General features: G+C 63.0%; 23 protein-coding genes. 6 read left to right on the top strand and 17 right to left on the bottom strand.

Annotated features, from left to right (window positions below; translation table 11 throughout):
* The first annotated feature begins 150 nt into the window (after positions 1–150).
* From ACKODO_RS15165 to ACKODO_RS15150, 4 genes are all read left to right on the top strand, one after another.
* On the top strand, positions 151–1,500 hold the full coding sequence (locus tag ACKODO_RS15165) for a flagellar hook protein FlgE (RefSeq protein ID WP_408984284.1): 1,350 nt from the start codon (positions 151–153) through the stop codon (positions 1,498–1,500).
* A gap of 325 nt (positions 1,501–1,825) precedes the next feature.
* The gene (locus ACKODO_RS15160; RefSeq protein WP_408984283.1) at positions 1,826–3,175 is read left to right on the top strand and encodes a flagellar hook protein FlgE; all 1,350 of its coding nucleotides are present in this window, start codon (positions 1,826–1,828) and stop codon (positions 3,173–3,175) included.
* A 42-nt stretch (positions 3,176–3,217) separates the two neighbouring features.
* The gene (gene flgK / locus ACKODO_RS15155) at positions 3,218–5,098 is read left to right on the top strand and encodes a flagellar hook-associated protein FlgK (RefSeq protein WP_408984282.1); all 1,881 of its coding nucleotides are present in this window, start codon (positions 3,218–3,220) and stop codon (positions 5,096–5,098) included.
* 2 nt (positions 5,099–5,100) lie between these two features.
* Positions 5,101–6,633, top strand: coding sequence for a hypothetical protein (locus tag ACKODO_RS15150; protein ID WP_408984281.1), 1,533 nt, complete (start codon positions 5,101–5,103; stop codon positions 6,631–6,633).
* A gap of 151 nt (positions 6,634–6,784) precedes the next feature.
* Here the strand turns inward: ACKODO_RS15150 and flaF are convergent, their stop codons facing one another.
* The 16 genes from flaF to ACKODO_RS15070 form a co-directional block, all read right to left on the bottom strand.
* Positions 6,785–7,201 carry a flagellar biosynthesis regulator FlaF gene (gene flaF / locus ACKODO_RS15145; protein WP_408984280.1) on the bottom strand — a complete coding sequence of 139 codons (417 nt, stop codon included), beginning with the start codon at positions 7,199–7,201 and terminating at the stop codon, positions 6,785–6,787.
* Complete coding sequence (gene flbT / locus ACKODO_RS15140) at positions 7,137–7,577, bottom strand: flagellar biosynthesis repressor FlbT (protein WP_408984279.1); 441 nt, start codon at positions 7,575–7,577, stop codon at positions 7,137–7,139. Before flbT ends, flaF begins: the two co-directional genes overlap by 65 nt.
* 146 nt (positions 7,578–7,723) lie before the next feature.
* Complete coding sequence (locus ACKODO_RS15135; protein ID WP_408984278.1) at positions 7,724–8,503, bottom strand: cephalosporin hydroxylase family protein; 780 nt, start codon at positions 8,501–8,503, stop codon at positions 7,724–7,726.
* Between the two features lie 10 nt (positions 8,504–8,513).
* Positions 8,514–9,350, bottom strand: a complete 837-nt coding sequence (locus tag ACKODO_RS15130; RefSeq protein WP_408984277.1) for an NAD-dependent epimerase/dehydratase family protein — start codon at positions 9,348–9,350, stop codon at positions 8,514–8,516.
* On the bottom strand, positions 9,347–9,835 hold the full coding sequence (locus tag ACKODO_RS15125; RefSeq protein WP_408984276.1) for an acyltransferase: 489 nt from the start codon (positions 9,833–9,835) through the stop codon (positions 9,347–9,349). Before ACKODO_RS15125 ends, ACKODO_RS15130 begins: the two co-directional genes overlap by 4 nt.
* Entirely contained in the window at positions 9,832–11,058 is a 1,227-nt protein-coding gene (locus ACKODO_RS15120; protein WP_408984275.1) for a methyltransferase domain-containing protein, read from the bottom strand. The genes ACKODO_RS15125 and ACKODO_RS15120 overlap by 4 nt, the downstream gene beginning before the upstream one ends.
* Positions 11,055–11,615, bottom strand: a complete 561-nt coding sequence (locus tag ACKODO_RS15115) for a dTDP-4-dehydrorhamnose 3,5-epimerase family protein (protein WP_408984274.1) — start codon at positions 11,613–11,615, stop codon at positions 11,055–11,057. The genes ACKODO_RS15120 and ACKODO_RS15115 overlap by 4 nt, the downstream gene beginning before the upstream one ends.
* The gene (rfbG, locus tag ACKODO_RS15110; RefSeq protein ID WP_408984273.1) at positions 11,612–12,676 is read right to left on the bottom strand and encodes a CDP-glucose 4,6-dehydratase; all 1,065 of its coding nucleotides are present in this window, start codon (positions 12,674–12,676) and stop codon (positions 11,612–11,614) included. Before rfbG ends, ACKODO_RS15115 begins: the two co-directional genes overlap by 4 nt.
* Entirely contained in the window at positions 12,670–13,440 is a 771-nt protein-coding gene (gene rfbF / locus ACKODO_RS15105) for a glucose-1-phosphate cytidylyltransferase (RefSeq protein WP_408984272.1), read from the bottom strand. Before rfbF ends, rfbG begins: the two co-directional genes overlap by 7 nt.
* The gene (locus tag ACKODO_RS15100; protein WP_408984271.1) at positions 13,437–15,401 is read right to left on the bottom strand and encodes a tetratricopeptide repeat protein; all 1,965 of its coding nucleotides are present in this window, start codon (positions 15,399–15,401) and stop codon (positions 13,437–13,439) included. The genes rfbF and ACKODO_RS15100 overlap by 4 nt, the downstream gene beginning before the upstream one ends.
* Before the next feature lie 254 nt (positions 15,402–15,655).
* On the bottom strand, positions 15,656–17,239 hold the full coding sequence (locus ACKODO_RS15095; protein ID WP_408984270.1) for a flagellin: 1,584 nt from the start codon (positions 17,237–17,239) through the stop codon (positions 15,656–15,658).
* Between the two features lie 254 nt (positions 17,240–17,493).
* A complete protein-coding gene (locus ACKODO_RS15090) occupies positions 17,494–19,062 on the bottom strand; it encodes a flagellin (protein ID WP_408984269.1) in 1,569 nt (522 codons plus the stop codon).
* Between the two features lie 231 nt (positions 19,063–19,293).
* The gene (locus ACKODO_RS15085) at positions 19,294–19,632 is read right to left on the bottom strand and encodes a flagellar protein FlaG (RefSeq protein ID WP_408984268.1); all 339 of its coding nucleotides are present in this window, start codon (positions 19,630–19,632) and stop codon (positions 19,294–19,296) included.
* 174 nt (positions 19,633–19,806) lie between these two features.
* On the bottom strand, positions 19,807–20,292 hold the full coding sequence (locus ACKODO_RS15080) for a hypothetical protein (protein ID WP_408984267.1): 486 nt from the start codon (positions 20,290–20,292) through the stop codon (positions 19,807–19,809).
* Entirely contained in the window at positions 20,267–20,614 is a 348-nt protein-coding gene (locus ACKODO_RS15075) for a rod-binding protein (RefSeq protein WP_408984266.1), read from the bottom strand. The genes ACKODO_RS15080 and ACKODO_RS15075 overlap by 26 nt, the downstream gene beginning before the upstream one ends.
* Positions 20,614–21,768 carry a flagellar basal body P-ring protein FlgI gene (locus ACKODO_RS15070; RefSeq protein WP_408984265.1) on the bottom strand — a complete coding sequence of 385 codons (1,155 nt, stop codon included), beginning with the start codon at positions 21,766–21,768 and terminating at the stop codon, positions 20,614–20,616. The genes ACKODO_RS15075 and ACKODO_RS15070 overlap by 1 nt, the downstream gene beginning before the upstream one ends.
* 334 nt (positions 21,769–22,102) lie before the next feature.
* Here ACKODO_RS15070 and ACKODO_RS15065 point away from each other — a divergent pair, with 334 nt between their 5' ends.
* Positions 22,103–22,525 carry a flagellar assembly protein FliX gene (locus ACKODO_RS15065; RefSeq protein WP_408984264.1) on the top strand — a complete coding sequence of 141 codons (423 nt, stop codon included), beginning with the start codon at positions 22,103–22,105 and terminating at the stop codon, positions 22,523–22,525.
* Between the two features lie 289 nt (positions 22,526–22,814).
* A complete protein-coding gene (dksA, locus tag ACKODO_RS15060; protein WP_408984285.1) occupies positions 22,815–23,180 on the top strand; it encodes an RNA polymerase-binding protein DksA in 366 nt (121 codons plus the stop codon).
* 55 nt (positions 23,181–23,235) lie between these two features.
* Here dksA and ACKODO_RS15055 read toward each other — a convergent pair whose 3' ends face one another.
* Positions 23,236–24,141, bottom strand: coding sequence for a LysR family transcriptional regulator (locus tag ACKODO_RS15055; RefSeq protein WP_408984263.1), 906 nt, complete (start codon positions 24,139–24,141; stop codon positions 23,236–23,238).
* Positions 24,142–24,193 lie beyond the last annotated feature (52 nt).

Below are 24,193 nucleotides of genomic sequence, written 5' to 3'. Positions count from 1 at the left end.
GTTGTATATCTGTCTAACCTATTGAGAAATATTATTCTGTTGCTCTGGCACGACCCTTGCGAACCTCATCGGCAGGCCGGGGTCTGGTCAGGTCTAGCGTCGTGACCCTCGCCGCCAGTTTTTTCTTGTGAGCGATCGAGGTTCGCGTCCATGGGTATCTTCGGTGCAATGACCACGGCGATCTCGGGCCTGACCGCCCAGAGCTTCGCCCTTGAAAACATCTCGGGCAACATCGCGAACTCGCGGACGACCGGCTTCAAGCGGGTCGACACGTCGTTCGCGGACCTTGTCCCGGATCTTCCGCCCAAGCGCGAGCGTTCCGGCAGCGTGGGCGCCTTCAGCCGCAACACCGCGACCGTCGAAGGTGACATTCAGGCGAGCCAGATTGGCACGCATATCGCGATTTCCGGCGAGGGTTTCTTCCCGGTCCGTGAGCCCACCGGCGATGTGGCGGGCCAGCCTGTCTTTGCCGGCGAGCAATTGTATACCCGCCGCGGCGATTTCGAACTCGACCGCAACGGCTATTTGGTGAACGGCACCGGCTACTACCTGATGGGTTATCCGGTGAACCCGCTCAACGGTGCGGTGATAGGCTCGGCGATTGAGGTCCTGCGCATCTCGCCGAACAATCTGCCGGCCCGCGCCACCAGCGAGATCGAGTATAACGTCAACCTGCCGAAATATCCGCTGACGAACAATGCCAAGCCTACCGTTCCGGGTTCGGAACTCCTGACCGGCCCGCTCTTTACCGGAGCGACAGTGGCCGCGGTGAATGAGAACGGTTTCCTCGACCGGACGATTGCTGGCCAGTCGGTCACGGTCTATGACGCGGCCGGCTCGCCGGTGAATGTCCAGATCCGCTGGGGCAAGACCACCAACGCATCGCCGGAAACCTGGAGCGCCTACTACCTGTCGGATTCCGCGGCAACGGGTCCCGCGCCGAAATGGACGCAGATCTCGAACACGATCCAGTTCAACGCCTCGGGCCAGCTCACCAACCCGGCCACCGGCATCATCCCCGCCTTCGCCTTCACGGTGAATGGCGTGACCACGCCCGCGATCGACATCAACTTCGGGACCGTCGGGCTGACACAGTTCGCCGATCCGAACGGCCAGCTGGTTCCCAACCGCATCAGCCAGAATGGTTATCCGACCGGTAAGTTCCAGCGTGTGCAGGTGGGGGAGGGTGGCCGCGTGATGGGCTCCTACTCGAACGGCCAGACCGTGCCGCTCGCACAGATCCCGCTGGTCCAGTTCCCGGCCGACAATCTGCTGAAGCGGGGCGATGGCGGCATCTTCGAGCAGACCCTCGAGAGTGGCCAGCCGCTGCTTGTCGATGCCGGGCGGAATATTCTGGGCGGCTCGCTCGAGAATTCGAACTCCGACATCGCCGACGAATTCTCGAAGATGATCATCACGCAGCAAGCCTATTCCGCGAATACCCGCGTGGTTTCCACTGCGCAGACCATGCTGCAGGACGTGATCAACATCATCCGCTGAGCAGGAAGGCTGGCGCGTCGGGCCAGAGCGTAACCCCATGATTCCCGTTCGGGACAGGCATGAACTCCAGAAGACCGGCGAGGCGGCCCATCGCCTTGCCGGCCTTCTGGCGAGCCATGCCCGACGCGGCAGAATTTGCCGCCAGCCCGGCAGAAGGGTTCTGCGAGGCGGCACACGGGATGCCATACACAATTATAAGTTGTGTAATATCAATGTGCACAACTTTGGCATGAATTCTGCGTGCGACCTGGCAGCGCCCGGTCCGCTTGCAGAAGGCTTCGTCGGCCGGGGGCTTGTCCAGTCCCTGAACGACGAGGTTTCTGCCATGGGTATCTTCGGTGCGCTGACAACGGCCGTTTCCGGCCTCACCGCCCAGAGTTTTTCGCTCGAGAACATCTCGGGCAACATCGCCAATTCGCGCACGACCGGCTTCAAGCGGGTCGATACGGTTTTTTCCACGCTGGTGCCGGATCTGCCGAGCGGCCGCGAGGTCTCGGGGTCTGTCGGCGCTTTCAGCCGGAACATGATCAGCAAGCAGGGCGACGTGCTCTCGAGCGTGGTCAACACCAACATGGCCATCTCCGGTGAGGGGTTGTTCACCGTGAAGCAGCGGACCTCCGTTTCGGATGGCGTCCCGGTCTTCGGTGGCCAGAACCTCTACACCCGGCGCGGCGATTTCGATCTCGACCGCAACGGCTTCCTCGTGAACGGCTCGGGCTATTCCCTCATGGGCTACCCGGTCGATCCCATCACGGGCTCGCCCACGGGTTCGGCGTTGCAGGTGATCCGCGTATCGAACGACAACCTGGCGGCGCGTGCCACCACCGAGGTGACCTATCGCGCAAACCTGCCGCGTTATCCGCAGACCGGATTGTCGGACGTCACGATCCCCGGCTCCGAGCTTCTCTCGGGCGCGGCCTATACCGGCGCGACGATTGCCGCGGGCGACGAGACCGGCTTCCTGAACCGAACGATTGCCGGTCAGGCCATCACGGTCTACAACACAATCGGAACGTCGATCGATGCGCAGATCCGCTGGGGCAAGACCTCGAACACGACTGGCGCGGAGACCTGGTCGGCGTATTATCTCAGCGATACCGATGCGACCGGTGCCGCGCCGAAATGGACGCAATTGGCCTCCGGCGTGACCTTCGACAGCAATGGCGCCATGATTGCGCCGGCTTCCGGCAGCGTTTCGGTAACCTTCACGGTCGATGGTTTGACGAGTGGCGCGATCGATATCGTGTTTGGCGCGACCGGCCTGAGCCAGTTCGCGGATCCGAACGGCACCGTGAACATCAACACCTTGTCCCAGGATGGCTATCCCTCCGGCATACGCACGGGGCTGGAGATCGGCGAGGGCGGTCGAGTCACGGGCATCTATTCCAATGGGCAGACGGTTGCGCTCGCGCAGGTGCCGCTCGCCCAGTTCGCCTCCGACAACCTGCTCAAGCGGAAGGATGGCGGGGCGTTCGAGGAAACGCTGCAGAGCGGCGGGCCGATCTATCTCGATGCCGGACGCAATCTCATCGGCGGGTCTCTTGAAGCCTCGAATGCGGATATCGCGGATGAATTCTCGAAGATGATCGTCACGCAGCAGGCCTATTCGGCCAACACGCGGATCATCACCACGGCGCAACAGATGCTGCAGGATACGATCAACATCGTCCGGTAGCGGCTTCAGAACCGGCCGGGTGGCCGGGCACAGGAGGGTCAAATGGGTCTGCTTTCCGCGCTCAGCAATGCGGTCTCGGGGCTGACGGTCAACCAGTCCCAGATGGACATCGTTTCGCGCAACGTCGCGAACAAGAACACGATCGGCTACAACCGGCGTATCCTGCGCACGCAGGAGACGAGCGCCACCGGCATCACGGCCGGTGCCGTGCGCGAGATCGGCGTCGATCGCATGCTCGACACCCTGATCCAGAAGCAGCTCCGCACGGAAGCCTCGGGCGGGGGCTATGCCTCCATCCGGGCCGACTTCCTCTCGCGCATCGATTCGATGTTCGGCAAGCCGGGCAGCTCCAACGGCATCAACAAGACCTTCGCGGATTTTTCGACCGCGATGCAGCAGCTCGCGGCCGATCCGGCCTCGCCCACGACCCGGCAGGGAGTGTTGGCGAAGGCGCAGAGCCTTGCCTCGGGCATCAGCTCGCTGTCGGAAAACGTGCAGGCGATGCGCGCCGAGATCGAGGCGCGCATCGCCAACGATGCCCAGAAGGTCAACGGCTTGCTCGAAGGCATCGAGAAGGCCACGAAGCGCCTGAATGAGGTGTTCGACGATTCGACCCGCCAGGGTCTGCTCGACGAGCGCGACCGCTACATCGATGATCTCTCGAACTATTTCGACCTGCAGACCTTCGATAACGGCACCGGAAACTTCAACATCTACACAAGCTCGGGCGGCCCCCTCTTCATCGAGGGGCGCAGCCTGCGCGTAAAGTTTGACGGGCGGTTCGCCGTTAACGCAAACAGCATCTATGATCCGGACCCGGCGCTCTCCACGTTGGGCCGTCTCGTGATGTCCGACCCGATCGGCAGTCAGATCGACCTTACCCGCAACGGGCTGGTCCGTTCCGGCAGCATGGCCGCCCTCTTTGATCTGCGAGATCGCATTCTTGTGGAGACCCAGGCGCATCTCGATGAATTCGCCGCGGCGGTCACGACCTCGCTCGGTGATCGCACGGTCGCAGGCACCGCGGCGACCGTCGGGCTGCAGAAAGGCTTCAACCTCGACCTCAATGCGCTGCAGAGCGGCAACGTGGTCACGCTGGAATACACGATCCAGCCGGCCGGCACGCGGCAGAAGGTGTCGTTCATCGCGGTGAAGAACCCCGCCGCGCTGCCGCTTCCGGCGGGCGCGACCGCCGACCCGAACGACATTGAATACGGCATCGACTTCTCCGGCGGCATGCCTGCCGCGATTGCGGCCATCGGCACGGCGCTGGGCGCGCCCTTTGCCGTCAACAACCTCGGTGCAGGCGTCGTGCAGATCCTCGATGATGGCGCAGGCAACACCCGCGACATCAACGCGCTCTCGGCCCGCGCCACCGTGACGGCGCTGACCGACCAGGGTCTCGCCCTGCCGCTCTTCGTCGATGGCAATGCGGGTTCGCAGCTCTATACCGGCTCTTTCGACAGCGGCTCGCAGAAGCGCGGCTTCTCGACTGGCATCCGCGTCAACCCGGCGCTGCTGGCCGATCCCAGCCGCCTCGTGGTCTTCCAGACCATACCGAACACCACGCCCAGCGGCGATCCGGCCCGTCCGAGCTTCCTGCGGGACCAGCTCCAGAGCTGGGAAACGGATTTCACCCCGGCCATCGCGCTGACCGGTTCGACCGCGATCTATCGCGGCACGTCGAGCCTGTTCCTCGATCGCATGATTGCGGCGCAGACCCAGGCATCGAGCAATGCGACGGCTTTGGCCGAAGGCCAGGAGGTGGTGCTCTCCACCCTTCGCGAGCGCGCCTCCGAAGTTTCGGGTGTCAACACCGATAAGGAACTCGCCGATCTCGTCGAGATCCAGAACATCTACGCTGCCAATGCCCGCATCATCTCTTCCGTCCGCGACATGTTCGACGCCCTGCTGAGGATCTGACCATGACCGTTACCAACTCGATGTTCCCCTTCTCGAGCGGCACCATCCGGAACCAGCAATATGCTCGGCTGCTGTTGCAGATGCGCGGCCAGATGGATGATCTGCAGCAGCAGATCGCCAGCGGCAAGAAATCGCAGACCTTCGGCGGTCTCGGCGACATGCGCGTGAGTTCGCTCACTTTCCGGAACCAGACCGGCGTGACCGATGGCTATTCCAACGTCATCGACCTCACCGAGATCCGCCTCAAGATCATGGATCAAAGCACCAACGAGTTGCGTACTCTTGTGGATGGTGCCCGCGGCACCATGCTGAAAACGCGCGGCACCGGCGGCTATCCGGAGATCACCGCATCCGTGAAGCAGGTGCAGGCGCAGTTCGAGCAGATGGTGACATCCCTCAACGCCCAGCATGAGGGGCTCTACCTCTATTCCGGCCGCACGCGGGATACGCGCCCGGTGGTGGATGTCAACACGATCATGTGGGGTGACGGCACCAATGCCGGCCTGCGCCAGGTGATCGACGAGCGCCGCCTGGCCGATCTCGGGGTCACCGGCCTCGGCCGCATGACGACGAGCCTCGTCGGCAGCAACGTGACCCTCGCCGAGGATGCCGTGGGAAACCCCTTCGGCATCAAGCTCGTTGCGGGCTCCGTGGGCGGCTCGATGTCGAACATCACGGTGATAGGCCCGGCCGGCGCGCCGCCACAGATTAACTTCAACTTCACTGGCCTGCCTCTGAACGGCGAGCGCATCAGCTTCTCGGTGACCTTGCCGGATGGCAAGACGATGAATCTCGGCTTCGCGGCCAACGAGGCCGGCACCGCCGACGATACGGTCTTCAATATCGGCGCGACGCCCGCCGCGACGGCTGCGAACCTGCAGGCAGCGATCAATTCGCGCCTCTCGTCCATTGGCCAGGGCGAATTGCGTGCGGCCTCCGGCCTCATCGCGGCCCGCCAGTTCTTCGATGGCTCCGTCACCAATCCGGTCCAGCGTGTTGCGGGCCCGCCTTTCGACACATCGATCGCCTATGCCCCTGTGGGCTCGCTGCCGACGGTGATCTGGTACAGGGGGGACGACGACACGCTCGTGAATGCCCGCGACACCCAGCGCGCCGAAATCGATTCCGGCACGGCGATAAGCCTCGGTGCCCGCGCGAACGAGACCGCCTTGCGCGATTCCATGGTGGCCCTCGGCATGTTCCTGGCCGAGGATTATCCGCCGGGCTTCGCCTCCACGAAGGATCGGTATGATGCTGCATCGAGCCGTGCGATCCAGGTGATGAACACCACCGGCGGCCCCAATGCCATCCTCGAGATGAACGGGGATTTCGGCCGCGCCGGCGCCCTGTTGCTGAGCACGAAAACACGTCACGAGGACCGGAAAGTCTTCCTCACTTCGGTGCTTGCCGAGATCGAGAACACCAACAAGGAAGAGGCGATCCTGCAATTGACCTCGCTGCAGACCACGCTGGAAGCGAGCTACACGATCACCTCGCGGCTCTCGCAATTGTCGCTCGTGAACTATCTGCGCTGACGGGCAGACAAGTATTCGCCACGGATGAGGGCGCCTTCGGGCGCCCTCTTTCATGATGATGCGAAGGTTCCGGCAAACGAGAGGCGCCCCGTTTCAGGGGCCGCCTCGCGATCTGGGCTGCATTTGGGGAGGGCGGCGGCGCCCCTGATCTTCAGCTTGCCGACATTTCCGGCTTGCGGGGCTCGGTCTTCGGCAGGTCGTAGCCCTCACGTCCGCGCAGGCCGGCTGCGATATGCTGGTTGATCTCAATCATGAGATCGAGCTTCTTCGGGTCCGGCTCGAACAGCATCCGCATGCATTGGTTGATCACGAACCGGCACAAGCCGATCATGTTCGAACGCATCTCGGGAGGCATGGGACTCTGCGGGTCGGTCGCGGCATCGAGGAAGATAGTCCACACCTGACGGTTGTGGGAAAGGGGATCTTCCATCGTGGCGATGGTTGGCTCCCAGTTTTCCTTCAACCATTGCAGCTTGCTCGCCGCCTTCAGCAGCGCGCGGGCTTCAAGCTCGCGCTGGCTGAGCGCGAGAGTCTGGATCTTGTTGTACGCCTGAATTGCGGGCTGCATGCTCGAACAGTTTCCTCTCGTACGCCAGAAGCTGCTTTGCTTCCTTGAGGGCTTTATAGAACTCGCCGTCCAGAATGTGGTTATGAATACTCATCAGGATGTTTGTGGCGCTCGGCACGGCCTTCTGGAAATCCGTGACGAATTTATTGTAAAGGCCAATATTTTCAGAGATCTTCCCATCAATGTACATCAACTGGATGGTCATGTAGATCAACTTGGCCGGCGTATCCGCCGATTTCGGGCTGAGGATGTCCTTCTCGCGCAGGATCGGCGCATTCCCCTCGATGATGAGGCTCGTGCGCTGGTCACAGTTGCGGACAACTGCGGTGCCAATGATAATGCGTTCGTTGGGCTTCAGCTCAACTTTCAGGGCCACGGGCGGCCTCCTTGGTGCGAGAGAACTTCACCACAACGGTGTAAACAACTCGTTGCAGACGATTTGATTCTCGCCGACTCGTGCGCTTTTTGCAACCAAAAGTAGAAACACGCCCGGCCGCGCCATGACGGTTCCAAAACCGGCCGTCAGGCGACCCGCTTGAGGAATCCGTCAGCGGCAACCGTAACCATCAGGCGCCCCTCGATCGCCTTTTCGATCATGAATTCGGGGTGGCTCCTGAGATATTCGTGGAGCGCGGTCTTCGGGTTGTCGCCGGGCGACCAGGGGCGATCGGGGAAGAGGTCCGCGGGCATGTCCTCGACGAACGAGTCGAACACCACGCAATAGCTGCCCTTCGTCACCATCGGCGCATAGGCCTCGAGCTCGGCCAGCACATGTGCGTGGCTGTGCATGGAATCGAGGAAGACGAGAACCGTCTTGTGACCCTTCGCGGCCTCCCTCACCGTCGCCACGGTTTGCGCCGCGATGCTCGACCCCTCGATGAGGTGCAGTAGCGGGCGCAGGGGATGCGCATCGAGCGCAGCGCGATTGTGCGGGCGGATGTCGATGTCGATGCCGATCACCTTGCGCTGGCTTGCGCGCGGATCGAGTGTCTTGCCGGCCGCCATGGCGTCGCAATAATCGAGCATCGCCAGCATGCTGGCCGAGAGGATGAGCGAACCACCATGGGCAATGCCGGTCTCGATGATGAGATCCGGCCGCACCTGCCAGACCAGCTCCTGCACCGCCCACATATCCTGCGGGTACTGGATGATCGGGCGTCCAAGCCAATCGAAATTGTAGACGTATTTCCTGCGCATCGAGGCTTCGAGCCAGCGCTGCGACAGGCTCCGGAACTCGGTGTCCTTCGCGTAGGCCGCGAGATGCTGGCGGCGTTCCTCGGCGAATGCGGCGATCGGTTCCATGGGGCCTCCTTCAGGCGGATTTCTGGCTGCGGGACGGGGCCGCGCGGAAATCAGGGAAAATGCTCTCCACCGGCGAGCGCGGCTGCACGCTGCATTCGGAGCGGATTCGGGTGATGTCGATGGGCGGGAAGAGGATGCGCGGGGCGTTCGCCTCCACGCTCAGGGTTGCGCCGGTCGCGGCCTGGATGGCGGCGATCCACTCGGAATGCGGGGTGCGAATACCGCTCGCGACATTGTAGATGCCCTGTGACGGGCCTTTCGCAAGGGTGGTGAGCACGGCCACGGCATCTTCGATGTGGATGTAATCCTTGGCGGAATCCAGCGCCGAGCGCAGATGGACATGCCCCGCGCGCGCCTCGCGCAGCAGCGACGGCAGGAAGTTCTGGCTGTCCTCGTCCTCCCCGCCCACGACATTCGAGAGTCGCGCCACGCAGGCCCGGCCCTTGCTCCCGTGCAGGCAAAGGCTCTCGCCCATGAGCTTCGAGAGGTTGTAGAGGTCTGAGCCCGAATGCGGATCAACCGTCAGCGTGCGGTCTTCCCGGGCCGGCGCATCATCTGCGCCCACACCGCCATAGACGCGGGTGGAGGAAAGATAGACCAGCCGCTCGAACCGCGCTTCGGCGAGCAGGCGATGCAGCACGGTGACATGCGCCTCGATCGTTTCCAGCGGGCGTGTGCGGAAATCTGCGGTGACGCCGATGCAATAGACCACGCGGCCAAGATCCTCGCGCCAGATCGCATCATCGCCACGCGCCGGGGCGAGAACCTCTTCGCCTGCCGCGCGCAGATATTCGGCGAGGGCTCGCCCCACCGTGCCGCTCGCGCCGAGGATGGTGAATTGGCTCATGCGCGTTTCCCGATCGGTCTCGCCGGATTGCCGGCATAAACCGTATAGGCCTCGCATTCGCCCTTCACGAGCGTGCCGGCGGCGATCACGCAGCCCCGGCGCAGGGTCGCGCCATCGAGCAGCACGCAATTCGCGCCGATCCAGACATCATCCTCGATCACGATACCGCCCTTGCCGGGCAGGAAGCCCTGCTCGCGAATGAGGCGCGAGGCATCCCTGTAGGCGTGGTTCACCGGCGCGAAGGTGCAATTCGCCGCGACGGCCACCGAATCGCCAATACGGATTCCCTGGCCCGTGTAGAGCACGCAGCCGGAATTCAGATAGACATGTTCCCCGATGACGAGATCCCCGGAGCCGCCGGCCGGCTTGATCTTCACGAAGCTGTCGATCACCGAATGCGCGCCGATCTCGATGCGCGTGCCTCGGGTTGAATCCTCGATATCCGCCAGTTTCGAGATGCGGGCAGTGGGGTGGATGACGATCATGTCACCTCCATCTTCGGCACCGCGACGATGAATTTTCCGCCCCAGGCGCGGATCCCTGCGAGCTGCCCCATCACTTCGGCGCGGATGTTCCAGGGCAGGATCAGCACAAGATCAGGCTTGTCCGCCCAGAGATGCGCCTCTTCCACGATGGGGATGCGGCTGCCGGGCATGAAGCGCCCCTGCTTTGCCGCCGCGCGATCGACCACGTAAGGCACCAGATCGGGCCGGATGCCGGCGAAATTCATCAGCGTGTTGCCTTTTGCCGCCGCGCCATAGGCGCCGACACGCAGGCCCTTCTGCTTCGCCTCGATCAGGAAGGCGACAATGTCGTCCTTCACCCGCTCGGCCTGCTTCTGGAAGGGAGTGTAGTATTCAAGCCGCGTCAGGCCCGCCGCCTCCTCCCGCGCGAGCATCGCAGCCACGGCGGGGGTGATCGCGTGCTTGCCCGTGTCGGTGCGCCGGGCGAAGACGCGCAGGCTGCCGCCATGCGTTGGAATTTCCTCGACATCGAACAGGCTGAGCCCGTTTGCCGCGAAGATGCGATGCACGGCCGTGAGCGAGAGATAGGAGTAATGCTCGTGATAGGCGGTATCGAACTGGTTCAGTGCGACCATGTTGAGAAGATGGGGGAATTCGAAGGTTGAAACGCCCTGCGGCTTGAGGAGCTTCGAAAAGCCGCCGACGAAATCGTTGATATCCGGCACATGCGCGAGCACGTTGTTCGCGGCCGTCAGGTCAGCGGCCTTGCCTTCGCGCGCGAGTTTCTCGCCAAGAGCGACACCGAAGAATTCCTCGATGATCTCGATGCCCCTGGCGCGCGCAGCCTGCGCCGTGCTGCGCGTCGGCTCGATGCCCGTGCAGGGAATGCCTGCCGCCTTCACATATTGCAGGAGGTAGCCGTCATTCGCGGCGATCTCCACGACATGGCTTTGCGGGCCGAGGCCGAACCGGGCGCGCATCGCCTCGACATAGGCCTGCGAATGCTTCAACCAGCTCGTCGAGGTGGAACTGAAATAGGCGTATTGCTCGGTGAAAAGGGCCTCTCGGCCCGCATAATCCTCGGTCTGAACCAGCCAGCAGGCGTCACACACCATCAGGCGCAGCGGAAACCACGTCTCCGGCGCCTTGAGCCCTTCTGCCGAGAGATAGGCGTTGGAAGGCGGAGAAGCGCCGAGATCCAGAAAGGTATGACGAAGCGGCGTGCCGCAATGCCGGCATTTCACAGGATGATCCCCTTGAAACTGGAATCGGTCATCGGATGGCGCTTGTCCCGCTCGGAAATCGCCGAGACGGGCAGGGGCCAGGTGATCCCGAAAGCGGGATCGAGCGCATTCACCGCTCCCTCGGCCGCCGGCGCATGGGCGGCGGAGTGGCAGTAGAGAATCTCGACATCATCGGTCAGGGCCTGGAATCCATGCGCGAACCCCTCGGGAATGAGCATCGCCCGGCCATTCTCGGCGGAGAGCGTTTCGGCGTGCCAGCTTTTGAAGCTCGGCGAGCTTGCGCGCAGATCGAGCGCGACATCGAGGATTTCCCCGCGGATGCAGGTGACGAGCTTCATCTCGGCATGGGGCGCGTGCTGGAAATGCATGCCACGCAGCGTGCCCTTCAGCGTTGAATAGGTGTGGTTGATCGCCGCGATCGGCTTCACCCAGCCCGCCGAGCGAAGCGTTTCGGCACAAAACAGACGCGCGAGGAAACCGCGCGCATCTCCGAGCCGCTTGCGCTCCACACGCATCAGGCCGTCGAGCGGCAGGGACGAGACCGCAAGCATGCTCATGCCGCCTCCGTGAACGCCGCAAGATCGGCATCGCAGAGGGCGAGGGCGGATTGCCCTTCGGCTTCCGCCTTGTACCACGCCATGGTGCGGGCAACGCTTTCGGCGATGCCCCAGCGCGGCAGAATGCCGAGCTTCGTGCGCGCGAGCGCCGTTTCCAGCGCCAGCCAGCCCGCTTCGTGCGGGCCTGCGGTGCCGTCGCCGTAGATCACCTCGGCCTTGGGGAAACCGGCGCGCGCACGTTCGATCACCGCGCGAACGGTCGCGGCTTCATGCGTGTTGGGGCCGAAATTATAGGCGCCGGCGAGGCTGGTATCGGCCCAGAGCCGTTCGGCCAGCACGAGATAGGCGTTGACCGGCTCCAGCACATGCTGCCAGGGGCGGATGGCCTGCGGACGGCGAATTTCCAGCGGCTTGCCGGAAAGCCAGGCGCGCACGGCATCGGGAATGAGGCGATCCCCGGACCAGTCGCCGCCGCCGATCACATTGCCCGCGCGCGCCGAAGCGATGGCCTTGCCTTCAGCGCGCAGGAACGCGTCGCGGTAGCTCGCGATCACGATTTCGCTCGCGCCCTTGCTCGCGCTGTAGGGGTCGTAACCGCCGAGTGCGTCCTCCTCGCGATAGGGGAAGGGGCATTCGAGATTGTGATAGACCTTGTCGGTCGTGACCATGACGATCGCGCGCGGCTCAGCGAGCCCGCGCATTGCATCCAGCAGATGCGCCGTGCCCATGATGTTCGTGGCGAAGGTCTCGACCGGCTCGCGATAGCTCGCGCGCACGAGCGGCTGCGCGGCCATGTGGATCACGATCTCGGGCTTTACCGCGCGCACCAGCCGGGCTAGGGCCTCGCGGTCGCGGATGTCGCGGAAATGGCTCTCGACGAGGCTCGCAAGACCGAGTTTCTCGAAGAGGCTCGGATGGGTGTTGGGCGGCAATGCGATGCCCGTGACCTTCGCGCCCATGCGGGCGAGCCAAAGCGCCGTCCACCCGCCCTTGAAGCCGGTATGGCCGGTGAGAAGAACGCGCTTGGCGTGCCAGAAACCTGGCGAGGCCGTCGCTACCATGTCTTCCACGGGGCCTTGCCGGAGGCCCAGAGCTCCTCGAGCAGGTTCTTTTCGCGCAGGGTATCCATCGGTTGCCAGAAGCCGTCATGCTGGAAGGCGCGGAGCTGATCCTCGGCGGCGAGCGCGCGCATGGGCTCCAGCTCCCAGCTCATGGAATCGGATTCGACATAGTCGATCACCTTCGGCGAGAGCACGAAGAATCCACCATTGATCCAGCCCGCTTCGCCGCGCGGCTTCTCGATGAAGCCCGTCACGCGGTCGCCATCAAGGCCGAGCGAGCCGAAGCGACCGGGAGGCAGCACGGCGGTGACGGTCGCGAGCTTTCCATGCGCCCTGTGGAACGCGAGCGTGGCCGCGATATCGAGGCTTGTCACACCGTCGCCATAGGTGAAGCAGAAGGCTTCCTCGTCGCGCAGATAGCGTGCCACGCGCTTCAGGCGGCCGCCGGTCATGGTGTCTTCGCCGGTATCGACGAGTGTGACACGCCAGGGTTCCGCCTGCTCGCGATGCACGTCCATGCGGTTCTTGCGCATGTCGAAGGTTACATCCGACATGTGCAGGAAATAGTTCTGGAAGTATTCCTTGATGATGTAGCCTTTGTAGCCACAGCAGATCACGAATTCATTCACGCCATGGGCGGAATACATCTTCATGATGTGCCATAGGATCGGCTTTCCGCCGATCTCGATCATCGGCTTGGGCCGCAGATGCGTTTCCTCGGAGATGCGGGTGCCAAGGCCGCCCGCGAGGATGACCGCTTTCATGCCCGTTCCTCATTGTAGCGGCGCACCATCTCGTAATATCCGGCCTCGAGCCCGCGCGTGCGCGCCTTGAAATCGAAGAAAGCGCTCTCGGTCATCCGTTTGCGCAGGTTCGCGCGAATATCCGCGAGGCGCGGCAGATCGCTTGCGAGCTTCACCGCGAGTTCCACGAATTCTTCCGGCGTGTCGGCGATCCACTCTTCCATGCCGAGCGGTTTCAGCACCGTGTCGGCAAAACGGCCGACCGAGACGCGATCGCGCTTCCCCACCACCGGCACGCCCGAGAACAGGGCTTCGAAGGTCGTTGTTCCGCCATTATGCGGCCAGCAATCGAGCGCGATATCGAATTCGCGAAAGCCGTTCCAGTGCTCCGGCGTGCTCACGAGTTCCAAGCGGCTGCGCTCGAAGCCCAGCCCTTCGAGGCGGCGGTAGAAGCGCTCCACCGTTTCGGGATCGTCCATGGTCTTCTGGTCGAAGCGCAGCTTGCTGCCGGGGACGCGATCGAGGATCTGCTTCCAGACCATCAGAAGGCGCGTGTTGAGGCGCACCATGCGGGTCATGGTGCCGAAGGTCACGTAGCCTTTCGTCAGCGCCGGCGGCGGAACGATTTCGGGCGCGCGATGCCATGGCGGGTTATAGGCGAAGAGCGGCGCGGAGATGTTCAGCACCTTCTCGCTGAAATAGGCCTCCGCGCCCGGCGGGGTGAAGTTTTCGTCGCCGATGAAGTAATCCACTTGGTCGAAGCCGGTGGTGTAGCCGAAACCGAGATAGGTTGCCTGGATGGGCGCGGGCTTCATCGCCAGCACGGGCAGCCGGTTGCCATGGGTGTGGCCCGCGAGGTCGATCAGGATATCGACATCGTCGGCGCGGATCTGGGCGGCCATTTCATCGTCGTTCATGCGCACGACATCGACCCATTTGTCGAAATAGCGCTTGAGATACACCGTGTGCTCGTCCGGCTTCATCACGTTCGCATAGGCGATGACCTCGAAGCGGGTGCGATCGTGGTTTCGCAGGATCGGCTCGATGAAGAACGATACGACATGGGTGTAGAAGTCGGGCGAGACATAGCCGATGCGAATGCGCCGGCCTTCGATCTTCCCGCGCTTGGAATGGTTGTACTGAACCTTGTCCTTGCCGAGCAGGTGCGCCAGGCGCTGATATTCGTGGAAGACCTCCTTCGGGGTGCGGCGGTCGTCGTAGTTCAGCGCGAAGAGATAGGCCGTGCCGGTCAGCACGTTGTCGGGGCTGATGGCCTGCGAGCGCTGGAAGATCTCGACCGCCTCTTCGAGTTCGCCGAGCACGATATGGCAGGTCGCGAGCGCGTTCAGGGCATCGACCGACTTGCCGTTGCTGGCCGCCAGAGCCTTCTCGGCATAGCCGATGGCTTCGACAAAGCGCTGCGCATCCTGATTGGCGGCGCAGATCATCAGATTGACCACGACGTTGCCGGGGTCCTGTTCGGCGACCTGCTTCAGCATCGCGATCGTGTTGTCGATGTTGTCCTTCTTAAGGCGACGGACATTGGCGAAGTTCATGCGCGCGGTGATGTGCTTCGGGTCGCGCTGCATCACCTGCCAGAAATTGAATTCGGCCTCGTCGAGCTTGTTGTCGTGGATGAAAAGCACGCCCTCATTGACGATGGCATCCAGATCCGCAGGAGCGATCGCGAGCGCCATGTCATTGAATTTCTTCGCTTCGGCGTATTTCTGGTCCGCGATCTTGATGTTCGCGAGCGTCGTCAGCGCCGAAAAGTTCTGCGGATTGGCATTGACCGCCCGGCGAAGCATCTGCTCGGCGAGTCGCACATGGCCGTCCTTTTTCACGAGCACGGCCAGGTTGCCCAGCACTTCGGACGATTCCGGGTAGTATCGCAGCAGTTTCTTGTAAAGCTCTTTGGCTTCGTCGGGCTTGCCATTGAGCTGGCAATCCACGGCTTTGGCGAACATCACTGCCGACTTCATTCTGGAGCTCCGGAACCTGAACTGGTGCGACCCCCCGTTCGCAGGAACGGAGGCTGCCGATCGACGATCCGTGCGGGTTAACGGCCTTCTGGCCGCTCGCGTTGCACCGGAAGGCAGTCGGACGAGCATTATCAATTCCTAAGGGAAGATGGTTAACGATTCTGAAACAGCCTGTTGCCCGCGCCCATGAAAAAAGGCCCGCTTCGGTGCCGAAGCGGGCCTCTTCTGGTTTGATTGCGGAAAGAAGGGCGGGATCAGCCGAGCAGGCGGAGCAGGGACTGCGCATTCGACGAGCCGGCCGAGAAGGCCTGGACCGCGAATTGCTGCTGGGTCGACAGCGCCGTCAGCTTGGCCGATTCCTCGGCGACATCCGCCGCCACGAGATCATCGCCCAAGGTCTTCATGTTGCTCGAGAACTCCTTGTTGAGATCGTAGCGATCCTGGATGAACGAGGCGTAGTTGCCGAACTGCGCCTGCAGGTTGTTGACAACCGTCAACGCCGTCTGGGCCTGGCCCAGCGAGGTGGTGATGTTGCCCGTGGTGGTCCAGGACGAGCCGAGGGCGATCAGGCCGAGATTGCCGGTCACCGTCGTGTTCACGCCATTGATGGCGATCGGGTTGGCGGCGAACTCGTTCAGGATCACGCTCATGCCCTCGCCCCGGAGGAGGTTGCGACCCGCCTGAACCACGTTGTTGTTGATGATGTTCGTGATTTCCACCTTGTAGGCTTCATATTGCTGGCCGAGCTCGAGGCGACGGGCGTTGTTCGTCGAGCCGAGGATCGGGTTGCCCTGCACGATCGGCGAGCCGGAAGCCGCGTTGAAGCGGGCCAAGCCGCTGACCGAATCGAAGGCGCCGGTACCATTGAGCACGGTGATGGCATTGCCTTCGAGGTTGCGCAGGCCGATGCGGAACTGGCCGGCCGCCGACTGCACGAACTCGGCCTTCACGCCGGCATTCATCGCGTTGATTTCCGCCAGAACCGCATCGAGGTTCTTCACGGTCGTCGTGGACCAGGTGCGGGCCACGCCATCCGCGCCGAGGAAGGTCAGGGAGGTGCCGGCCGCCACGGACGAAGCTGCGAAGGTCGAGGCGGTGCTGACCGCGCCGCCCGTGCCGAAGCGCAGGCCATAGGGGGTGCTGCCGCCGAAGCCCGAGGGAACGTTGGTCGAGTTGATGAACTTCGAGGCGGCGTAGGCACCATCGTAACCGGAGTTGATGCCGGCCAGGTCGTCGATCACCTGCTGCGAGGTCGCGCCGTCGATCGTGAAGCCGGTCTTGCCGTCGGTCGATTCGAGGAAGATCTGCGAACCCGTGCCGTTCACCTGGAAGCGCATCGTCACGCCGATATTGGCGTTGTTCAGCGCCTGCGAAATCTGGCCCCAGGTGGTGCCGCCGGTCGAGCCGGTGAGCGTGTAGGTGAAGTTCTTGCCATTATCCGCGGTGATCGACAGGCGCATGCCAGCCGAGGCACCGGCCACGGCGGTCGTCTCGCCGATATTGGCGGTCGAAGTCGCCTGAACCGTGGTCTGTGAACCGGCGTTCAGCGCCTGCGACGCCATCGTGTTCATCTGCTGGAGCAGGTTGCGGATCTGCTTCAGCGCGACATCGGTGGATTCGAGGGTCTTGAGGGCCGTCGAGATGTTGTTGTTGACGCGGTCGAGATTCGCCGAGCGGCTCAGCATCGTCTCCGACATCGTGTATTTCGTGGCGTCATCCGCCGCGCCGAAGATCGCCTTGCCGGTGGCGACACGCTTCTGGGAGACCTGGAAGAGCTTGTTGGTGGTCTGGAGAATGTTGACGTTGGCCGCAGTGGCGGCGTTGAAAACGACAGACATGGTTGCACCTTCTGTTGCAAGCGGAATGGCCATCCTGGCCAGAATCGACGAAGGCACAGACCTGCTGGCCCTCGACGTGCAGAAGGTGGGGGAGGCGTTTCTAAATCAGCGTTAAACGGAAGGCCGGAAACGCGGCAATGCGGGTTTACGGTAAATGATTGATTGCTTGTTAATGCTAACGCAACCCTAAAATCCAGAGCAAGCAAAAGGGGCCCTGGGGCCCCTGTCTCTTCTCGCTCGGATCGGACTGGATATCACCCGAGCAGCTTGAGCAGCGATTGCTGCACCTGATTGCCGATGGAGACCGCCTGCACCGCGAATTGCTGTCGGGTCTGCAAGGCGAGAAGGCTTGCGCTTTCCTCGGATGGGTCGGCGGCCACGATCTCGTCGCCCTGGGTCTTCGCTTCGCTCATATAGGTCTTGTTCAGGTCGAAGCGATCGCGAATGTAGTTGTTGAAGGCTGCGAACTGCGCCTGAGTTTGCAGCAGGATGGTCTCGGCCTGCCGGGCCTGCGTCGCCGAATTCTGCAGGAAGGTGTCATTCGCCCAGCTGGAGCCGGGCTGCGACATCGTCAGGTAGCCGCTCGCCGTCAGCATGACGCCGGCGAGCCTGATCGGGTTGCCTGAGAACTCGTCGAGCATCACCGAGACGTTCTCGCCCTGAAGGAGGTTGCGCCCAAGCGGTACAGGATTGTTCTGCGCCAGCGAATCGATGTTCTCGATGATCGCGTCATATTGCTGGCCATAGGCGAGGCGCAGCGCGTTGTTCTGCGTGAGCGTGGCGGCGAAACCAGTGATAATGCCGGGGAAGCCCATCGCGCCGCCGGCGGCGAAGGCACCCGAGGCACCCACGATGTTCATGTTGCCGAAATTCATGTTGCGCATGCGCAGTTGCAGCGGACCACCCACGCCACCCGACTGGTTCACGAGTTCCGCCCGGATGCCCGCGCCCATCGTGTTCACGTCGATGATGAACTGGCCTACCGTGGTCGCCACGCCGTAGTTGATGGTGCGGTATTGGCCGTTGCCATCCTCGAACACGATGCTGGAGCCGGCCGGAATGACGGTGGCGAGCGTGACGCCGCCGGCGATTGTGCCCGTGACATGGCCGCCATAGCCCACCGTGAAGCCCGTTTCTCCTGCCGCCGGGGGCAGAAGGCCGTTCGCGAACAGGTTGTTGGGGTTGAAGACCTGCCCGGTGGGGGAGGTGAGGCTGGCCAGATCGTCCATCACGTTCTGGTCGGTTGTGGCGTTGAAGGTGAAATCCTTGTCGTTGATCGACCGGAAGCGCAGGTTCGAGGTTCCGGCGACTGAACCCGGCACGAAATCGGCCATGACACCGATATTCGAGGCGTTGAGCGCATTGGCCACCTCGCCCCAGGTCACGCTGGTGGAGTTGAAGGTATAGGTGAAGGTGCTGCCCTTGTCCGAGGTGATCGAGAAGATCGAGCCCACGGTGACGCCGGTCACAACCGAGTTCGGGTCCAGCGCTGCGGTGGAAGTGGTGGCGCGGACGCCATTCGAGCCTTCGTTCTGCGCCTTCGAGACGAGGGTGAGGGCCGACTGGACCAGGCCCCTGATCTGCTTCAGCGTGTTGTCGGTCGTCTCCAGCGTGGCGAGGCCGAGCGAGACGTTGTCGTTGATGCTCTTGAGCTGGCCGTTGCGGCCCAGGAGGTTCTCGCTGAGGCGATAGCGGGCGGCATCGTCGGTGGAGGAGAAGACCTGCTTGCCCGAGGCGACCCGCTTCTGCGTGAGATCGAACAGTTCGTTCGTACGCTTGAGGATCGAAATACTCGAAGTCATCGAGGAGTTGGTCGGGATCATCGGCGTCACCTTCTGTGAAACACCGGCTGGCTGGGGATTTCTTTCGCTTTAGCCCGTTAGTCGGGAACAAGCGGCCAGGCGCGGTGGTTTTTCTGGAAGGAGGATGCACGCCAAGCGGCTAAGGCTTGGTTAAATTTGGTAACCTTAACAAAAAAGAACTTGCGAACCATGCTTGCCGAAAGCGGACAGAAAAGCCGGGGCAGGAAAGTCCTGGCCCCGGCGGGGGAGGTCTCACTCCCGCGCTTCCGCTGACTTGATATAGGCCCTCAACTTCAGCAGGCCCTCGTAAGGATACTGCGACAGAACGCTCTGGGTGACCTGGTCGATCACCTTGTAGATGAGTTCGCCCGTCTCGCGATCGACGTCGAAGGACGAACTCGTCTCCCTGCCGCCTGAAGTTCCGCCCTCGCGCCGGTCGCGGGACTGCCGCACCTGTTCGGCGCCAGCCTGGGCCGAAACCGCCTTCGGCGGCGCAAGATCGGTTCGAACGGCGTTCCGAACGGGCGCTGCTTCTACGCGCACCGGGCCAATCGCCGCAGCGCCGACCGTCGGGGTCAAACGCGTTTCCATGGAAGCCATCCTCGCTTCATGACAGGTCGAGCGGAATACTCGACCTCGACAACCAAGCTAACGGATGCGGATTTATGTTTCGTTCAGAGATTTGGTTACGTGCGGCTGAATCCAATCACGTCAAATCAGGGTCAAGCGCCATGAGAAAGTGCATCAAGGCAGCTCAACGCCCGTTCAAACCGCCTTCGAGAGCGCGAGCGGCGCTGTCCCCGCCTTGCGGTGCATGCCGCCGCCACGCAGATAGGTTTTCGGGCTCGAATTCTGGCCGAGCGTATCGGCGAGATCGCGCATGAGGCCCTCGGAAACCGTGCGTGCCGTCGCCACAACGGCCATGTTGAGGCTCATGAGCCGCGCGAAGGCCTCGTGCCGAACCTTCAGGCCCTCCAGGTTCGAGGGCTGGAAGCGCCCGATGGCGATCGCGTTGGATTTCAGTGTCTCGAGGCAGCGCGTGTAATCCTGTGCCGCCTCGTTCTTGGTCATGGCGAGGGAGAGCGCCTCGCGCACGCGGCCTTTCCGGAAGAGTTCGGTTTCCTTCTCGATCAGCGGCTCGAGGACATCGAGAGCCGCCAGCGCGGAGGAAACGAGTGCCTCCGCCTCATCCGGCCGCGTCACCTTCGGGCGCAGGTCGGGACGTTCAGAGGCCGGAACTTTGGGACGCATGGGCAGACAACTCCTGGTGACGCAACATTTCACGATAGATCTGCGGTGCCAGGCCGACGCCGCCTTTCGCGGCGATGTTCTGGCCGTATTTCTCGATCAGCATTCCGCGCCAGGCATCCTGGCCGGGGCCAGCCCCCATGGGGCCCTCGCCATCCACGCCCTCGAACATCGAGCCGAGCATGGTCTGGAAGAAGTTCGCCTCGAGCCCCTGCGCGGTTTCCCACGCCTTGCGGTTCACGGGCATGCCCTTGGGGAGAAGGCCGGCGGCCTTCGCCTGCTGGATCTGGACGGCATAATCCGGGTTGCTGCCGATCGGGTTCATCACATCACCTCGATATCGGCCTGGAGGGCACCCGCCGCCTTGATGGCCTGCAGGATCGAGATCAGGTCGCGCGGACCCACGCCGAGGGCATTGAGGCCATCTACCAATTCGCGGAGCGAGACAGAGTCCCGCACGATCGCGAGCTTCCTCTTGTCATCCGTATCGACCCGGATGCCGGTGCGCGGCACCACCACGGTCTGCCCGCGGGCGAATGGCTCGGGTTGGGAAACTTCCGGCTGCTCGGTGATGGTCACGGTCAGATTGCCCTGCGCCACGGCCACCTGGCTGACACGCACATCCTTGCCCATTACGATGATGCCGGAGCGTTCGTCGATCATCACACGGGCGCGCTGGTCAGGCTCGATGCGCAGCTGCTCCACTTCTGTCAGCAGGCGCACCATGTTGCCCGGGAACGCGCGCGGAACCTGCACGACCACGGTCGAGGGGTCGGTTGGCTCGGCCGTGTCTGCCCCGAGGAAATCATTGATGGCCGCGGCAATGCGCCGGGCCGTGGTGAGATCCGGGTTGCGCAGCGACAGGCGCAGGTTGTTCAGCTTGTTGAGCTGGAAATCTACCTCGCGCTCGATCAGCGCGCCATTCGCGATGCGGCCCACCGTTGGAACTCCGCGCGTGATGCGTGCCGCCTCGCCCTCGGCCGCGAAGCCGGAAATGGCCAGCGAGCCCTGCGCCACGGCATAGACCTCGCCATCGGCGCCCAGGAGCGGGGTGGCCAGAAGTGTCGCGCCCTGCAGCGACTTGGCGTCGCAGAGGGCGGAGACGGTCACGTCGAGCCGCGTGCCCTGCGTGGAGAAGGCGGGAAGGTTGGCTGTGACCATCACGGCCGCGATGTTCGCGGTGCGGATGTTCGCGCCGCGTGTATTCACGCCGAGGCGCTCCATCATGGCCTGCATGGACTGGCGGGTCATCGGGCAGTTGTTCAGTGTATCGCCCGTGCCGTTGAGGCCGGTGACGAGACCGTAGCCCACTAGCTGGTTCTCGCGCACGCCCTCGACATTCGCGAGGTCCTTGATGCGCGACAGCGCCTTCGCATCCGGCGTGGCCGCCAACACGATGCCGACAGCCGCGAGGCTCGCCGCCAGAACGATGTCGCGCAGGCCTCCCAGCTGCTCGATCAATCCAGTGTTCATCCGCATGCCTCTTGCTCCTGGCCGCGACAGACCCGCTTTGCTTCGGGTCGAGCCGCTACACATTTTGAAAAACGGGTGAACGCACGCGAGACAGGAGACGTTCTGGCACTTTCGCCTGCGATTGGCATGCCAAATCGAAATAGAGGCTAAGTCTCTTGAAAAATTCACGAAAATCTCTCGAACTTTCTGCGGTTTTCCATGTATTGCCCGGCACATTTCGCCCCATGCGGCAGAATTTTCCTGCCTTGGTTACCCTCGCTTAACCACCTTTGCCGCACATTTCGGGAACCGGTGAAGGCCTGGGGGGAAACCGGGCTTCCGGAAAAGGTTTGGAAAGCCGATGCGGATCGTCGATCAGAGGAATGTGAACGCGGTCGCTTCCAGCCGTTCCGCCCGTGTGGGCGGGTCAGCGGGTGCGCGGTTCACCCTCGATTCCGGCACGGCCACGGCGAAGGCCGAAGGTGCCGCGCCAGCCTCGGTCCTCGGCGGTCTCGAGGCGCTGATTGCCATTCAGTCCGAGGACACGACCAGGGAGCGCCGTCGCCGGGGCTTGCGCCGCGGACATAGCCTGCTCGACCTGCTCGACGAACTGAAGATCGCCCTCCTCGCCGGCTCGCCGACCCCCGACCTTCTGAATCGCCTCGCGGTCGCGATGCGTGACGAGGGCTTCAGCGGAGACCCGCGACTTGACGGGATTCTCGAAAGCATCGACCTGCGCGCTGCTGTCGAACTCGCCAAATTGCGCAAGGCCCAACGCGGCTGATTGCCCCATTTGGCAACGCCTTGCGGCGTGCTGTCGCAGATTGGACGCACTTCCGGGCCCTTTCCGCATGATTCTGTGATATCGCCCCGCAGCGTCATTGTTTCGTTGCGGCTCTCGCGTTATGTGCGGGCGAGATCGTTGCGTAGCATCAGGGGAGTGAGTCGAGATGGCGCGCAGGGCGGAAGAAACGACCATGGCGGAGGCCGAAAAGGCTGCCGGCGCAAAGCCCCCGCCGGGCAAGGTCGTCAATCTCGAATCCGGTTATCGTCCTTCGGAGGACGAGCCCTTCATGAATGACCGGCAGCGCGAGTATTTCCGCCGCAAGCTGATCGCCTGGAAGGACGAGATCATCCGCGACGCGGAATTGACCCTCACCGCCATGCAATCCGATACCGATGCGCATCCCGACCTTGTGGATCGCGCCTCCTCGGAAGGCGACCGCGCCATCGAACTGCGCGCGCGGGATCGCCAGCGCAAGCTCATCGCCAAGATCGACGCGGCGCTGGCCCGCATCGAGGATGGTTCCTACGGCTATTGCGAGGAAACCGGCGAGCCCATTACCCTGGCGCGCCTTGATGCCCGCCCCATCGCGACCCTGTCCATCGAGGCGCAGGAGCGCCATGAGCGCCGCGAGAGGATTTATCGCGACGATTGAGCACCTGATTTTCCCGCCGAAAGGCAAAAGCCCGCTCCCCCACCGGTGCGGTTTTTCATGCCTCGCCTGCTGCCGCCTCAGATTCGAAAAAGGCGCGATGGGCCTGCACCTCCGCGACAATGAAATCCGCAACCGTTCGGATTCGCAAGCTCGCCTGCGTGTCGAGATGCGTGGCGAGCCAGTAGGTGCGGCGGAAAGAAAGCTCGGGCAGAACCATCTTGAGGCTCGCATTCTTCGCGGCGTGGTAATCATGCAGGATTCCGATGCCCGCGCCGGCCTGCACTGCCGCATCCTGCCCCACCGCGCTGACGCATTCGAGGCGGCGATAATCCGGCCCGAAAAGGTCGGGCATGAAGTTCAGCGCGGGCGAGAAGAGCTGGTCCTGTACATAGGTCACGAGCTGATGCGCCTTCAGCGCCTCGCGGCTCTCCGGTTCCCCGTGTTTCGAGAGGTAGCTCCGTGCGGCATAGAGGTGGAGCGTGTAATCCGTGAGCTTGCGGATGGCGAGGCGGCCCGCTTCCGGCCTGTCGATGGTGATCGCGATATCCGCCTCGCGCTTCGAGAGCGAAAAGGCACGCGGCACCGGCACAAGCTGGATGGTGAGGCCGGGATGCAGGCTCGCGAGCTTGCCGAGCCGCGGCGAGAGAAACAATGTGCCGAAACCATCGGGCGCGCCGATCCGCACCGTGCCCGAGACATCGAGCCCGGTTGCCGCGAGATCGGCCTGCGCCGAGAGCATTTCGGCCTCGATCCGCTCGGCAGAGGCAAGAAACCGCTCCCCGGCCGGCGTGGGCACGCAGCCGGTGGTGCGGCGCTCGAACAGGGCGGAGCCGAGCGCCTTTTCCAGCGCGCTCACACGACGCGCGACCGTCGCATGGTCGAGGCCCAGTTGCCGCGCCGCTGCGAGAAACTGGCCCGATCGCGCCACCGCGAGGAAGATGCGCGCATTGTCCCAATCCATGCGATGTCCCAATCCATGCGATGAGCCCAGAAATGCGGAACGCTTGCGCCTT

The organism is Rhabdaerophilum sp. (genome assembly GCF_046092605.1).
GTDB lineage: Bacteria > Pseudomonadota > Alphaproteobacteria > Rhizobiales > Beijerinckiaceae > Rhabdaerophilum.
Note: the sequence above shows the minus strand (reverse complement) of the source record. Positions and strands in the feature narration are given on the sequence as shown.

Bases quoted from the DNA above. Each gene is read 5' to 3' on its own strand.
- ACKODO_RS15165 (WP_408984284.1), top strand. From the start codon at position 151: ATGGGTATCTTCGGTGCAATGACCACGGCGATCTCGGGCCTGACCGCC.
- ACKODO_RS15160 (WP_408984283.1), top strand. From the start codon at position 1,826: ATGGGTATCTTCGGTGCGCTGACAACGGCCGTTTCCGGCCTCACCGCC.
- flgK (WP_408984282.1), top strand. From the start codon at position 3,218: ATGGGTCTGCTTTCCGCGCTCAGCAATGCGGTCTCGGGGCTGACGGTC.
- ACKODO_RS15150 (WP_408984281.1), top strand. From the start codon at position 5,101: ATGACCGTTACCAACTCGATGTTCCCCTTCTCGAGCGGCACCATCCGG.
- flaF (WP_408984280.1), bottom strand. From the start codon at position 7,201: ATGCAGCCCGCAATTCAGGCGTACAACAAGATCCAGACTCTCGCGCTC.
- ACKODO_RS15135 (WP_408984278.1), bottom strand. From the start codon at position 8,503: ATGGAACCGATCGCCGCATTCGCCGAGGAACGCCGCCAGCATCTCGCG.
- ACKODO_RS15130 (WP_408984277.1), bottom strand. From the start codon at position 9,350: ATGAGCCAATTCACCATCCTCGGCGCGAGCGGCACGGTGGGGCGAGCC.
- ACKODO_RS15125 (WP_408984276.1), bottom strand. From the start codon at position 9,835: ATGATCGTCATCCACCCCACTGCCCGCATCTCGAAACTGGCGGATATC.
- ACKODO_RS15115 (WP_408984274.1), bottom strand. From the start codon at position 11,615: ATGAGCATGCTTGCGGTCTCGTCCCTGCCGCTCGACGGCCTGATGCGT.
- rfbG (WP_408984273.1), bottom strand. From the start codon at position 12,676: ATGGTAGCGACGGCCTCGCCAGGTTTCTGGCACGCCAAGCGCGTTCTT.
- rfbF (WP_408984272.1), bottom strand. From the start codon at position 13,440: ATGAAAGCGGTCATCCTCGCGGGCGGCCTTGGCACCCGCATCTCCGAG.
- ACKODO_RS15100 (WP_408984271.1), bottom strand. From the start codon at position 15,401: ATGAAGTCGGCAGTGATGTTCGCCAAAGCCGTGGATTGCCAGCTCAAT.
- ACKODO_RS15095 (WP_408984270.1), bottom strand. From the start codon at position 17,239: ATGTCTGTCGTTTTCAACGCCGCCACTGCGGCCAACGTCAACATTCTC.
- ACKODO_RS15090 (WP_408984269.1), bottom strand. From the start codon at position 19,062: ATGATCCCGACCAACTCCTCGATGACTTCGAGTATTTCGATCCTCAAG.
- ACKODO_RS15085 (WP_408984268.1), bottom strand. From the start codon at position 19,632: ATGGAAACGCGTTTGACCCCGACGGTCGGCGCTGCGGCGATTGGCCCG.
- ACKODO_RS15080 (WP_408984267.1), bottom strand. From the start codon at position 20,292: ATGCGTCCCAAAGTTCCGGCCTCTGAACGTCCCGACCTGCGCCCGAAG.
- ACKODO_RS15075 (WP_408984266.1), bottom strand. From the start codon at position 20,614: ATGAACCCGATCGGCAGCAACCCGGATTATGCCGTCCAGATCCAGCAG.
- ACKODO_RS15070 (WP_408984265.1), bottom strand. From the start codon at position 21,768: ATGCGGATGAACACTGGATTGATCGAGCAGCTGGGAGGCCTGCGCGAC.
- ACKODO_RS15065 (WP_408984264.1), top strand. From the start codon at position 22,103: ATGCGGATCGTCGATCAGAGGAATGTGAACGCGGTCGCTTCCAGCCGT.
- dksA (WP_408984285.1), top strand. From the start codon at position 22,815: ATGAATGACCGGCAGCGCGAGTATTTCCGCCGCAAGCTGATCGCCTGG.
- ACKODO_RS15055 (WP_408984263.1), bottom strand. From the start codon at position 24,141: ATGGATTGGGACAATGCGCGCATCTTCCTCGCGGTGGCGCGATCGGGC.